Origin of the sequence: Pseudomonas sp. AP19 (assembly GCF_001728855.1) — a bacterium.
GTDB lineage: Bacteria > Pseudomonadota > Gammaproteobacteria > Pseudomonadales > Pseudomonadaceae > Aquipseudomonas > Aquipseudomonas fluorescens.
The window spans coordinates 1-12798 of record NZ_LXJP01000040.1 but is presented as its reverse complement, the minus strand read 5'-3'; the positions used below and the strand labels follow the sequence as shown (position 1 = coordinate 12798).

Genomic DNA, 12798 nt, shown 5'->3' with positions numbered 1-12798 from the left:
GGCCCGGGCGCTGCGACTCAGCTTTCCAGCCAGACGTCCCGCGCCCAGTGCCATACCGATTCCCAGGTCTCTTCGGTGACGAGTTCTTCTTCGCCGGACCACAGCACCACGGTGCCGTCTTCTTCGACGCAGTAGTAGTCGTCGCCGTCCTGGCAGATCGGGATCATGCTGCGGTCAACACCGGCATCCCAGGCGTTGGCGGCCACGTCCGGCAGGTAGGTATGGGACTGCGGGTCGGTGACGGTCACCGGCTCGAGGCTGCCATACACCACGTCGCTGACGGTCAGCAGGAATTCGCGGAAGACAAAGGGGATGTCGATGAACAGTTGTTCTTCGATTTCCACCAGTTGGTCTTCGTCAGGCAGCTCCAGAGGAACCGGGACCGGTTCGTTGGCTTCACGCAATTGTTCGATGATTTCTTCCACGGCCGGGATCCTCTTGCTAGATGGCGCGGTTTATAGGGGCGTTTTATACAGTAGCTCGCTATAAGTGCAACCGTGAAATAGAAAACCCCGGAACATGTCCGGGGTTTTTATCACCAAGTGCTCAAACGCGCAGCTATCAGCCGTTCTGGCGGATACCGGCGACCAGCCAAGGCTGGTTGTCGCCTTGGGCGCGCTCCATGTTCCAGCTTTCGCTGAACACTTCGCCCTGGTCGAAACGTGAAGTCTTCGACACGCCACTGAACGTCAGGGTCGCGATGGTCTTGTCGGCGCGATCATCCACACCGTCCAGCTGGACACGCAGGTCGTCGATGTAGGTCGACTGGAAGCCGTCGCCCAGGTCGGCGCGTTCGCGCTTGAGGAAATCCAGCAGTTGCGGGGTCACGAACTCGGAGATCTTGTCCATTTCGTTGGCGTCCCAGTGTTGCTGCAGGGACTGGAAGTGGCTGCGGGCCGCTTCGACGAAACGCTCTTCGTTGAACCAGGCCGGTGCATTGATTACCGGACGGGCGGCCGCCGGTGCAGCCGAACCACCGAAGATCGAACCCATGGCTGGTTTTTGCTCGAACACTTCACGCTGCATCGGCGCGCCGGCTGGAGCCATGTGCTCCTGCTGCTTGCGGCGACGGGCGGCGATAAAGCGGAAGATCAGGAAGGCGATGACCGCCATGATCAGGATGTCGAAGATCTGCATGCCCTGGAAGCCGCCGCCCATGAACATGGACGCGAGCAGGCCACCGGCGGCGATACCGGCCAGAGGGCCTAACCAGCGCGAAGCACCGCCGGCCTTGGCTGCCGCGCCAGCCGCACCGGCTGCGCCTGCGGTAGCCGCTGCGCCGCCGGCACCGGCGGCGGGAGCCATTTGGCTGGTCTGGTGAGTCGGTGCCGAGCCCATGCTTTTGCCGCCACCGAAGCGCTTGGCGTTGGCGTCGAGGCTCATCGTCAGGCCGATGCACAACGCCATGGCGATGCTAAGAAAACGTTTCATAAAGGGAATTCCCATTTGTGGATTGCACGCGCGCCATGTTGCACAGGTGTCGTGACAGTGGCTAGCGACATAATGTTTCGGGCTTTTGCGTAGGACCGAATCAGAATGGCCTGTAGGACTTATTACTGATATTGGCCCGCGCTTGTTAAAAACAAGGGCGGGCCAACAACCTTCATACAGTGAAGATGTATCAGATTGCTTCGAGCTTCGCGTAGCCCATCATCAGCCACTTGCTGCCTTCGGCGAAATTCACCTGCACCCGTGCCTGGGCGCCGGCGCCTTCGAAGTTGAGAATCACGCCTTCGCCGAAGATCGCATGTTTGACCTGCTGGCCAAGGCTGAAAGGGGTTTCCGGGATCTCGGAACCGGCAAACATGCTGCTGGAGTTCTGCTGCTGGCCGCCGCCGAACGGGCGGCTGACACTGTTGGACAGGCGCACTTCCTGGATCAGCCCCTTCGGCACTTCACGTACGAAGCGCGACACCTTGTTGTAGGTCTCGCTGCCGTACAGGCGTCGGGTCTCGGCATAGGTCATCACCAGGTTCTGCATGGCACGCGTGATGCCCACGTAGGCCAGGCGGCGTTCTTCCTCAAGGCGGCCGGGCTCTTCCAGGCTCATCTTGTGCGGGAACAGGCCTTCTTCCATGCCCACCAGGAACACATACGGAAACTCCAGGCCCTTGGCGCTGTGCAAGGTCATCAGCTGGATGCTGTCTTCATGCTCGTCGGCCTGGGTATCGCCGGCTTCAAGCGAGGCATGACCAAGGAAGGCGGCGAGCGGGGTCAGCTCTTCATCGTCTTCGGTATTTTCGAACGCGCGCGCGGCGCTGACCAGTTCCTCAAGGTTTTCTACCCGGGCCTGGCCTTTCTCGCCTTTTTCCGCTTCGTGATAGGCAATCAGCCCGGACTGCTCGATCACGGTCTGGGTCATCAAGTGCAGCGGCATTTCTGCGCACTTGGCCGCCAGGTTCTCGATCAGTTCGACAAACACGCCCAGGGCACCGGCGGCGCGGCCGGTCAGGCCTTTATTGGCGATCAGCAAGCGCATGGCTTCCCACATCGACACATCGGCGTGGCGCGCATGGTCGCGAATAGCCTCGACGGTTTTTTCGCCGATGCCACGCGCCGGGATATTGATCACCCGCTCCAGCGCCGCATCGTTGCCACGACCTTCCAGCAAGCGCAGGTAGGCCATGGCGTTCTTGATTTCCGCCCGCTCGAAGAAGCGCTGGCCGCCATAGATTCGGTACGGAATGCGTTCGCGCAGCAGGGCTTCTTCCAATACCCGCGATTGGGCGTTGGAGCGATACAGAATGGCGATATCGCTGCGCGCCAAACCGGTTTTCAGCGCGCTCTCGATGGTTTCCACCACATAGCGCGCTTCATCGTGCTCGTTGAACGCGGCGTACAGGTTGATCGCTTCGCCTTCGCCGCCGTCGGTCCACAGCTCTTTGCCCATGCGCCCGGTGTTATTGGCGATCAGCGCGTTGGCCGCCTTGAGGATGCCGGCCGTGGAGCGATAGTTCTGCTCCAGGCGGATGGTGATCGCGTCCGGGAAGTCGTCGGAGTACTGGTAGATGTTCTCGATTTTCGCGCCGCGCCAGCCGTAGATCGACTGGTCGTCGTCGCCCACCACCATCAGGCTGTCACCGCCCTTGGCCAGCAAGCGCAACCAGGCGTACTGCACGGCGTTGGTGTCCTGGAACTCGTCCACCAGAATGTGCCGGAAGCGCTTCTGGTAATGCGCCAGCAAGCCGGGGTTGTCGCGCCACAGGTCGAGGGCGCGCAGCAGCAGCTCGGAGAAGTCGATCACGCCGGCGCGCACACAGGCCGCCTCGTACGCTTCATAGATGCTGCGCATGGTCGCCAGGAACAAATCGCCGCTGGCCTGGATATGTTGCGGGCGCAAGCCTTCGTCTTTCTGGCCGTTGATAAACCATTGCGCCTGGCGCGCAGGCCAGCGTTGTTCGTCGAGGCCCAGTTCGCGGATCACGCGCTTGACCAAGCGTTGCTGGTCGTCGCTGTCGAGGATCTGGAACGTCTGGCTCAAGCCCGCTTCTTGCCAGTGCGCTCGCAACAGGCGATGTGCCAGGCCGTGGAACGTGCCCACCCACATGCCGGCGGGGCTGATGCCCATCAACTGCTCGATGCGGTGACGCATCTCGGCAGCGGCCTTGTTGGTGAAAGTCACCGACAGGATCGAATGCGGGGACGCGTTTTCGACCTGGATCAACCAGGCGATACGGTGCACCAGCACGCGGGTTTTACCGGAGCCAGCACCGGCCAGGACCAACTGACGGCCAACGGGGGCTGCTACGGCCTGGCGTTGGGCATCGTTGAGGGAGTTCAGCAAAAGAGAGAGATCATCGCGCATCGACGCATTCTATGGGCCTAACGGGAGTGGGGCAAATCCCAATGCCGGGTGGTCGATGGAAAACAACCGGCGTGCCCGTGGCCGGGCAAACTTTCTGCCGCGGGTGATGACTGGTTGGTCATGGGCCACAGCCCGCGCGGGCCCTCGCTCAAGCAGTCTGGCTCCAAGGTTTGCGGCCGATTCCAGGGCGGTTTTTATGACGTGGAGCAGTTTGGCCCAAGCGCTTGCTTGTGTATGCTCCGTCCACGTTTCGGGCTCACCATTATAAGAACACTGCCTATGACCCTCAGTCCTGATCTGTTCGGCCCCCCGGCGGCGCCCGCGCAGGTCATCCGTAAACATTACGCAACCGAGATGGCGGTCGAACGCACTCGCCTCTTGTATCAGGGGTCATTGCTGCCGACGTTATTGATGTTGGTCAACGGCCTGGTGTGTGCCTGGTTGCTGTGGAACCCCAAGCAATATGTGTTGGACAGCATCTGGCTGGTCTGGCTGCTCGCCCTGGTGGCGCTGCGTGTGATCCAGGTAGCGGCTTTTGATTCGGCGATGCCCAGCCGCCAGGCCCAGCCGATCTGGCGACGCATGTTCATGCTGGGCTCGGCGGTCAGCGGCCTGACACTGGCGACTGCCGCCATCGCCCTGGTGCCGGTTGACAGTTTCATGCAGCAAGCCTGGGTGTTCGGCCTGATCGGCGCCGCCACGCTGTCGGCCAGCGTGGCCTATGCCGTGAGCCTGTCCGCGTTCCTGTCATTTGCCCTACCGTGCCTGGTGCCGGCGATTGTCTATCTGTTCTGGAATGGTGCCCCGCAGCAGCAAGGTTGGGGTGTGCTCGGCCTGATTCTGCTGGCCTCCTTGAGCCTGGTGGCGTGGCAGGTCAACCGCCTGATTCAGCGCGGGTTGCTGCGGCGCTTCCAGAACCAGGCGCTGATCGAGCATCTCCAGCAGGCGCAGCAGCGCAGCGAGCAATTGAATCAGGAACTGGTGCGTGAAGTTGGCCAGCGCCGTCAGGTCGAACAGGAATTGCGCGAGGCGCAAACCGGTCTGCAAGACCGTGTGGCGCAACGCAGCCAGGAGCTGGACGCCGCCAGCCTCGCCCTGAACAAAAGCGAAGCGCGCCTGGCCATGGCCCTGCAAGCCAGCGAACTGGGCTTGTGGGACTGGAACCTGCAAACCGATGAAGTGCACCACACCCAACTCAAGGAGCTGTTCGGCCTGGAGCCTGAGTACGTTACGGCGATGCTCAGCCATCTCAAGCCACGCCTGCACCCCGACGACCTGCCGCTGCTCAAGCGCGCCCTGGTGGAACACCTCAAGGGCCGCAGCGAGGATTATCAGGTCGAATACCGCGTGCGCCATGGCGCAGGCCATTGGGTGTGGATCGAGGACCGTGGCCGCGCCGTGGAGCGCACGCCCAGCGGACGCGTCACGCGCATGCTCGGCACTCGCCGCGACATCAGCGCCGGCAAGGCCCTTGAAGAGCAGCAGCGCCTTGCCTCGACGGTGTTCGAAGCCGCCAGCGAAGGCATCGTGATTCTCGACCCGGAATACGTGCTGATTGCTGTCAACCAGGCCTTCAGCCGTGTCACCGGCTTTGAAATCGACGACATGATTGGCCGCAATGTGGTCGAACTGCCCTGCAGCCGTGACGCCCGTCGGCATTTTCCGGTGATCCGTCAGGCGCTGCTCAGCCACGGCACCTGGCAGGGCGAGTTGGTGGAAACGCGCAAAAACGGCGAGCTGTACCCGCAATGGCTGCAATTGAATGTGGTGCGCGATGCTCGCGGAAAAGTCAGCCATATTGTGGGCTTCTTCGCCGATCTGTCTGCGCGGCGTGAATCCGAAGAGCGCATGCGCTACCTCACTCACTATGACGAGTTGACCGGCCTGGCCAATCGCTCGCTGTTTCGCGAACGGCTGCGCGAAGCTCACCAACGTGTACGCCAGGGCGGGCGCAGCCTGGCACTGCTGCATATCAACCTGGACCGCTTCAAGCTGCTTAACGACAGCCTCGGCCATGAAGTCGCGGATCAGCTGTTGCAGAAAATGGCGCGGCGGTTGATCAATGCCTTGCCCGAAGCCGACACCATTGCACGGCTGTCCGGTGATGAATTTGCCGTGCTGTTCGACGCCTACGGCAACTTGTCGAGCCTGGCGCGCGTGGCGACGCGGCTCCTGGCCAAATTGCGCGTGCCGGTGACGGTAGAGGGGCATGAGCTGGTGGTCAGCGCCTCAATGGGCGTAAGCCTGCTGCCGGATAATGCGCGGGAAATTTCTGCGCTGGTCAGCCAATCGAACATGGCCATGCAGCACGCCAAACACTTGGGCGGCAATAATTTCCAGTTCTACACCGACAGCCTGCAAGCCAGCACCCTGGAGCGTTTGCAACTGGAGAACCACTTGCGCAAGGCCATCGACGAGCGCCAGCTCACGGTGTTCTACCAGCCGAAACTGTGCCTGGCCACGGGCAAACTGAACGCTGCCGAGGCGCTGGTTCGTTGGGAGCATCCGCAATGGGGCATGGTGCCGCCAGGGGACTTTATCGGCCTGGCCGAAGAGACCGGCCTGATCGTACCGCTGGGCGAGTTCGTGTTGCGCCAGGCGTGTTGGCAGGCGTGCGAGTGGCAGCGCCAGGGGCTCGCACCGATTCGGGTGTCGGTGAACCTGTCAGTGCATCAGTTGCGCCAGGGCAAGCTGGTCAGCCTGGTGCGCCAGGTACTGGAAGAAACCGGCCTGGACCCGCAATACCTGGAGCTGGAGCTGACCGAAAGCCAGCTGCTCGACAGCGTTGAGCACATCATCGCCACCTTCCAGCAGCTACGCGATTTGGGCGTGAAGCTGGCCATTGACGACTTCGGCACAGGCTACTCGTCCCTCAGCTACCTCAAGCGTATCCCGGTGGACTACGTGAAAATTGACCAGACGTTTATTCGCGGGCTGGGCCAAGGCCGTGAAGACGCGGCCATTACCCGGGCGATTATTGCCATGGCCCATGGCCTGGCACTTAAAGTGGTGGCCGAAGGGGTGGAAGATCAGCAGCAGCTGGATTTCCTGCGAGGGGAGCGATGCGATGAGGTGCAGGGCTACCTCATCAGCCGGCCGATGCAGGCCGAGGGGTTGGCAGATTTGTTACGGAAAAATGCAGATTTTTCTTAATAACGCCAAGGCCGCCCATGTGGCTACAAAGCCTCTGCCCTTTGAATCAGAGGGCAGCAGGGCGATTTAGTGATGCATCGGACGGGCAAAACGACAATTCTTGTAGTATAACTACAAGCTTGCTACATCCCTGGCACCCGCCAATAACAAGAGTCCTGCCCTTTGAACCTGTTGCAACATATCGCCCAGTCGCGCCACCTGTTACGCAAATCGGAACTCAAGGTTGCCGATCACGTGCTGCTTGATCCTGCGGCTGTGATGCACAGTTCCATGGCCGACCTGGCCCACAGCGTGGGCATCAGTGAGCCGACCATCGTGCGCTTCTGCCGCGCCATCGGTTGCTCCGGGTTCCAGGACTTGAAACTCAAGCTGGCCCAGAGCCTGGCAGCGGGTGCGAGTTTCGGGCAGTTTGCGATTCACGAAGACGATTCCGTCGCCGACTACAGCCTGAAAATCTTCGACACCACCTTGCACACCCTCATGGAAGTGCGCGAGAAGCTCGACCCGGTGGAGCTGCAGAAAGCGGTGAAGGCCATGTCTCAGGCGCAGCGTGTGGAGTTTTATGGCTTCGGCGCGTCGGGCGCCGTTGCTGCGGATGCCCAGCACAAATTCTTCCGCCTGCTGCTCACTGCGGCGGCGTATAGCGACCCGCACATGCAGGCGATGTCGGCGGTCACGCTGAAACCGACTGACGTGGCCATCTGCATTTCCCAGTCCGGTCGCTCCAAAGACTTGCTGATTACCGCCAACCTGGTGCGTGAAAGTGGCGCGACGCTGATCACCCTGTGCCCAAGCCAGACGCCGTTGGCGGAACTGTCCACGGTGAACCTGGCGATTGATGTACACGAAGACACCGAGATCTACACCCCGTTGACCTCGCGTATCGCCCATCTGGTGGTGATCGACGTGCTGGCGATGGGCGTGGCCATGGCGCGCGGGCCGAGCCTGGTCAACCACCTCAAGAGCGTTAAACGCAGCTTGCGCAGCCTGCGGTTGTCGCCAAAATCGGTCAAAGCCCTCGACGATTAATGGGGTGTACGCAGGTCAGTGTGGGAGCGGGCTTGCTCGCGGATGCAGAGCGTCAGTCACTATAAGTATTGGCGGACCGGTCGTATTCGCCAGCAAGCCTGTTCCCACATTGGGATTTCCTACCGATCCAGAATATTCATCGTCCTGTAACCCCTGCGCCGCCAAACCGTCATCCCCTGCGCTCATCCTGACCTCCCCGTACTCGCATTGGGAGACTCAAAATGGCCCGGCAATACGAAGACAGCAGCACCGTCAAAACCCGTCGTCAACAGGAAGATCAGCGCCGTATGGCGTTCCGTCGCGCAATCGAAGACCGTTGCGAGGAGCGCCAATTGCTCAAGAGCATCAGTGACTACCCGGAACTCCACTGGCAGGCACCCGCGGCTGCCCAGCGAAGCGTTCAGCCAGCGCGCTGATCTGCACCCGTTCGCTGCGGATAAAGCCCAGGAACGCATGGGCCACCGGTGACAGGCGCTTGGCTTTGGCTTGCACCAGGCACCAACTGCGGTACAGCGGCAGTTCCTCCACCGGCAGCTCCTTGAGCCCGCCGGTGGCCAGCTCCAGGTTGACCGCGTGGCGCGTCAGCAGCGCCACGCCCAACCCCGCGCTCACACACTCGCGCTGCGCCTCGGCCGAGGCCACTTCCACCGTCTGGGTGAAGTGCACGCGCTTTTCCTTGAAGTACTCCTCGCAGGCCATTCGCGTGCCCGACCCCGGTTCACGTGTCAGCAGCGTATAAGGCTCCAGGTCCTGCAGGCGCAGCGGACCTTGCTGGCTCAACGGGTGATCGAGGGGTGCCACGGCGACAATCGGGTTGTTGAGAAACGGCAGGAATTCCAGGCCCATGTCCTGGGGCACCATGGACATGATCACCAGGTCATCGCGGTTATCTGAAAGCCGGCGAATCACCTGGGCGCGGTTGACCACCGTCAGGTGCAGTTGGACCTCGGGGTGCTGGCGCTTGAAGGCGGCAAACAGGTGCGGCACGAAGTACTTGGCGCTGGACTCCACCGCCAGTTTCAGTTGGCCCTGCAGCGAGCCCTGCATGTCCGACAGCTGCATATCGAGGTTTTCCAAACGCCCGAAAATATCGCGGCTGGCCCGTTGCAAGGCTTCGGCGGCCTCGGTCATGTAGAGCTTTTTGCCGACGTAATCAAACAGCGGTTGGCCGATCAGCTCTTCCAGCTGGCGAATTTGTAGGCTAACGGCCGGCTGTGTGAGGGACATTTCTTCGGCTGCGCGGCTGTAGGAACGCAAATCACACACCTCATTAAAGATCTGCAACTGCCGTAATGTCATACGCATCAATGACTTACGCATTATTTAAGTCCTCTCGCCTCGGGCCGGTCGGCCAACTATAAGTCTTTACTTATGCACGACCCAATAATTATTGATTTTTGTTAATCCTTCGGTGCGCATAGTGTGTGTCTCGCGACTGTCATGAAACATTTGGTCACGCGCCGACCCTGATTCAGAGGGTTGAAGAACGCAGCAATCGGCTCAAGGGAATTTCCAAGTGATAAAAAAGATCCTGATCGCCAACCGTGGTGAAATTGCCGTACGAATCGTGCGTGCTTGCGCCGAGATGGGCATTCGCTCGGTCGCGGTCTATTCCGACGCCGACCGCCATGCGTTGCACGTCAAACGTGCCGACGAAGCCCACAGCATTGGTGCCGAGCCCCTGGCCGGCTACCTGAACCCGCGCAAGCTGGTGAACCTGGCGGTGGAAACCGGTTGTGATGCGCTGCACCCCGGCTATGGTTTCCTGTCGGAAAACGCCGAACTGGCGGACATCTGCGCTGAACGCGGCATCAAATTCATTGGCCCGTCGGCAGAAGTCATTCGCCGCATGGGCGACAAGACCGAAGCGCGGCGCAGCATGATCAAGGCCGGTGTGCCGGTCACGCCGGGCACCGAAGGTAACGTTGCGGACATCGCCGAAGCCCTGACTGAAGGTGACCGCATTGGTTACCCGGTAATGCTCAAGGCCACCTCCGGCGGTGGCGGTCGCGGTATCCGTCGTTGCAACAGCCGCGAAGAACTTGAACAAGCCTTCCCCCGCGTTATATCCGAAGCCACCAAGGCGTTCGGCTCGGCGGAAGTGTTCCTGGAAAAATGCATCGTCAACCCCAAGCACATCGAGGCGCAGATCCTCGGTGACAGCTTCGGCAACGTGGTGCATTTGTTCGAGCGTGATTGCTCGATCCAGCGCCGTAACCAGAAGCTCATCGAAATTGCCCCAAGCCCGCAGCTGACCCCTGAACAGCGCGCCTACATCGGCGACCTGTCGGTGCGCGCTGCCAAGGCCGTGGGTTACGAAAACGCCGGCACCGTGGAGTTCCTGCTCGCCGAGGGCGAGGTGTACTTCATGGAGATGAATACCCGGGTGCAGGTGGAACACACCATCACCGAAGAAATTACCGGCATCGACATCGTGCGTGAGCAGATCCGCATCGCCTCGGGCCTGCCACTGTCGGTGAAACAGGAAGACATTCAGCACCGTGGCTTCGCGTTGCAGTTCCGCATCAACGCCGAAGACCCGAAGAACAACTTCCTGCCCAGCTTCGGCAAGATCACCCGTTACTACGCGCCCGGCGGTCCCGGCGTGCGGACCGACACGGCGATCTACACCGGCTACACCATCCCGCCGTTCTACGACTCCATGTGCCTGAAACTGGTGGTGTGGGCGTTGACCTGGGAAGAAGCCATGGACCGCGGCCTGCGTGCCCTGGACGACATGCGCCTGCAAGGCGTGAAGACCACCGCCGCCTACTACCAGGAAATCCTGCGCAACCCGGAATTCCGCAGCGGCCAATTTAATACCAGCTTTGTGGAAAGCCATCCTGAGCTGACCAACTACTCGATCAAGCGCAAACCCGAAGAGCTGGCCCTGGCCATCGCCGCCGCCATCGCCGCCCACGCAGGCCTGTGAGGAATATAAGAATGAGCAAGAAGATCTTCGTAACCGACACCATCCTGCGCGACGCCCACCAATCGTTGCTGGCCACCCGCATGCGCACCGACGACATGCTGCCGATCTGCGACAAGCTCGACAAAGTCGGCTACTGGTCCCTGGAAGTCTGGGGCGGCGCGACCTTCGACGCCTGCGTACGCTTTTTGAAAGAAGACCCGTGGGAGCGCCTGCGCAAACTGCGCGCCGCATTGCCTAACACGCGTCTGCAAATGCTGCTGCGCGGTCAGAACCTGCTGGGCTACCGGCATTACAGCGACGATGTGGTCAAAGCTTTTGTCGCCAAGGCCGCCGTCAACGGCATCGACGTGTTCCGCATCTTCGACGCAATGAACGACGTGCGTAACCTGCGCGTGGCCATCGAGGCGGTCAAAGCCGCCGGCAAACATGCCCAGGGCACCATCGCCTACACCACCAGCCCGGTGCACACCATCGATGCGTTTGTGGCCCAGGCCAAGCAAATGGAAGCCATGGGTTGCGACTCGGTGGCCATCAAAGACATGGCCGGCCTGTTGACTCCGTACGCCACCGGCGAGTTGGTCAAGGCGTTGAAGGCCGAGCAGAGTCTGCCGATCTTCATTCACTCCCACGACACCGCTGGTTTGGCCGCGATGTGCCAACTCAAAGCCATCGAAAACGGTGCCGATCACATCGACACCGCCATCTCCAGCTTTGCCTGGGGCACCAGCCATCCGGGCACCGAGTCGATGGTCGCCGCCCTTAAAGGCAGCGAGTTCGACACCGGCCTCGACCTGGAACTGCTGCAGGAAATCGGCCTGTACTTCTACGCCGTGCGTAAGAAATACCACCAGTTCGAAAGCGAATTCACCGCCGTCGACACCCGTGTGCAAGTCAACCAGGTGCCGGGCGGGATGATTTCCAACCTGGCCAACCAGTTGAAAGAGCAAGGCGCACTCAACCGCATGGGCGAAGTGCTGGCTGAAATCCCACGGGTGCGTGAAGACCTCGGTTTCCCGCCATTGGTGACGCCGACTTCGCAGATCGTTGGCACCCAGGCGTTCTTCAATGTGCTGGCCGGCGAACGCTACAAGACCATCACCAACGAAGTGAAGCTCTACCTGCAAGGCGGCTACGGCAAAGCGCCGGGCACGGTGAACGAAAAACTGCGTCGCCAGGCCATCGGCAGCGAAGACGTGATCGACCATCGACCGGCTGATTTGCTCAAGCCGGAAATGACCAAGCTGCGCGGCGAAATCGGTGCGTTGGCCAAGTCCGAAGAAGACGTGCTGACCTATGCCATGTTCCCGGACATCGGTCGCAAGTTCCTCGAAGAACGCGACGCCGGCACCCTGGCCCCTGAAGTGCTGTTGCCGATCCCTGAGGCTGGCGGTGTGGCCCGTGCCGGTGGCGAAGGCGTGCCGACCGAGTTCGTTATCGACGTGCACGGCGAAAGCTACCGCGTCGACATTACGGGTGTTGGCGTGAAGGCTGAAGGCAAGCGTCACTTCTACCTGTCCATCGACGGCATGCCGGAAGAAGTGGTGTTCGAACCGCTCAACGAGTTTGTCAGCAGTGGCGGCAGCAAGCGCAAGCACGCCACGGAGCCGGGCCATGTCAGCACGGCGATGCCGGGCAATATCGTCGACGTACTGGTCAAGGAAGGCGACGTGGTGAAAGCCGGCCAGGCCGTGCTGATTACCGAAGCCATGAAAATGGAAACCGAAGTGCAGGCAGCGATTGCCGGCAAGGTGACCGCCGTTCATGTGGCCAAGGGCGACCGGGTGAACCCTGGCGAGATCCTGATTGAAATCGAAGGCTGATTCAGCCTTCGACACTACCGCTTAATCCTCGGGGGGGCAGGTGCCCCCCTTTTTTTTGG

General features: G+C 61.0%; 9 protein-coding genes. 5 read left to right on the top strand and 4 right to left on the bottom strand.

Going from position 1 to position 12798, the window contains the following annotated elements; translation table 11 throughout:
- Positions 1 to 17: 17 nt before the first annotated feature.
- The 3 genes from A7D21_RS23625 to uvrD form a co-directional block, all read right to left on the bottom strand.
- Positions 18 to 425 carry an SMI1/KNR4 family protein gene (locus tag A7D21_RS23625; protein WP_017739032.1) on the bottom strand — a complete coding sequence of 136 codons (408 nt, stop codon included), beginning with the start codon at positions 423 to 425 and terminating at the stop codon, positions 18 to 20.
- Between the two features lie 136 nt (positions 426 to 561).
- Positions 562 to 1431, bottom strand: coding sequence for a Tim44 domain-containing protein (locus A7D21_RS23620; RefSeq protein WP_053258730.1), 870 nt, complete (start codon positions 1429 to 1431; stop codon positions 562 to 564).
- Between the two features lie 190 nt (positions 1432 to 1621).
- On the bottom strand, positions 1622 to 3805 hold the full coding sequence (gene uvrD / locus A7D21_RS23615; protein WP_053258729.1) for a DNA helicase II: 2184 nt from the start codon (positions 3803 to 3805) through the stop codon (positions 1622 to 1624).
- 279 nt (positions 3806 to 4084) lie between these two features.
- On the opposite strand from uvrD, the gene A7D21_RS23610 reads away from it, so the two are divergent.
- The 3 genes from A7D21_RS23610 to A7D21_RS36305 all read left to right on the top strand — a co-directional run bounded on the left by A7D21_RS23610 (position 4085) and on the right by A7D21_RS36305 (position 8403).
- Positions 4085 to 6958: an EAL domain-containing protein gene (locus A7D21_RS23610; protein WP_053258728.1), complete on the top strand. Its 2874-nt coding sequence runs from the start codon at positions 4085 to 4087 to the stop codon at positions 6956 to 6958.
- Between the two features lie 162 nt (positions 6959 to 7120).
- Complete coding sequence (gene hexR, locus A7D21_RS23605) at positions 7121 to 7987, top strand: transcriptional regulator HexR (RefSeq protein ID WP_069552819.1); 867 nt, start codon at positions 7121 to 7123, stop codon at positions 7985 to 7987.
- A gap of 221 nt (positions 7988 to 8208) precedes the next feature.
- Positions 8209 to 8403, top strand: coding sequence for a PA3496 family putative envelope integrity protein (locus A7D21_RS36305; protein ID WP_073636665.1), 195 nt, complete (start codon positions 8209 to 8211; stop codon positions 8401 to 8403).
- Here A7D21_RS36305 and A7D21_RS23600 read toward each other — a convergent pair.
- Positions 8333 to 9307 carry a LysR family transcriptional regulator gene (locus A7D21_RS23600; protein WP_053258727.1) on the bottom strand — a complete coding sequence of 325 codons (975 nt, stop codon included), beginning with the start codon at positions 9305 to 9307 and terminating at the stop codon, positions 8333 to 8335. The genes A7D21_RS36305 and A7D21_RS23600 overlap by 71 nt on opposite strands.
- 196 nt (positions 9308 to 9503) lie before the next feature.
- Here A7D21_RS23600 and A7D21_RS23595 point away from each other — a divergent pair, with 196 nt between their 5' ends.
- Positions 9504 to 10919, top strand: a complete 1416-nt coding sequence (locus tag A7D21_RS23595) for an acetyl-CoA carboxylase biotin carboxylase subunit (RefSeq protein ID WP_003213442.1) — start codon at positions 9504 to 9506, stop codon at positions 10917 to 10919.
- 11 nt (positions 10920 to 10930) lie between these two features.
- Positions 10931 to 12739: a sodium-extruding oxaloacetate decarboxylase subunit alpha gene (gene oadA / locus A7D21_RS23590; RefSeq protein ID WP_069552818.1), complete on the top strand. Its 1809-nt coding sequence runs from the start codon at positions 10931 to 10933 to the stop codon at positions 12737 to 12739.
- Positions 12740 to 12798: the final 59 nt, after the last annotated feature.

Excerpts from the sequence above, each read along its gene's own strand:
- A7D21_RS23620 (WP_053258730.1), bottom strand. The coding sequence starts at position 1,431 with ATGAAACGTTTTCTTAGCATCGCCATGGCGTTGTGCATCGGCCTGACG.
- uvrD (WP_053258729.1), bottom strand. The coding sequence starts at position 3,805 with ATGCGCGATGATCTCTCTCTTTTGCTGAACTCCCTCAACGATGCCCAA.
- A7D21_RS23610 (WP_053258728.1), top strand. The coding sequence starts at position 4,085 with ATGACCCTCAGTCCTGATCTGTTCGGCCCCCCGGCGGCGCCCGCGCAG.
- A7D21_RS36305 (WP_073636665.1), top strand. The coding sequence starts at position 8,209 with ATGGCCCGGCAATACGAAGACAGCAGCACCGTCAAAACCCGTCGTCAA.
- A7D21_RS23600 (WP_053258727.1), bottom strand. The coding sequence starts at position 9,307 with ATGCGTAAGTCATTGATGCGTATGACATTACGGCAGTTGCAGATCTTT.
- oadA (WP_069552818.1), top strand. The coding sequence starts at position 10,931 with ATGAGCAAGAAGATCTTCGTAACCGACACCATCCTGCGCGACGCCCAC.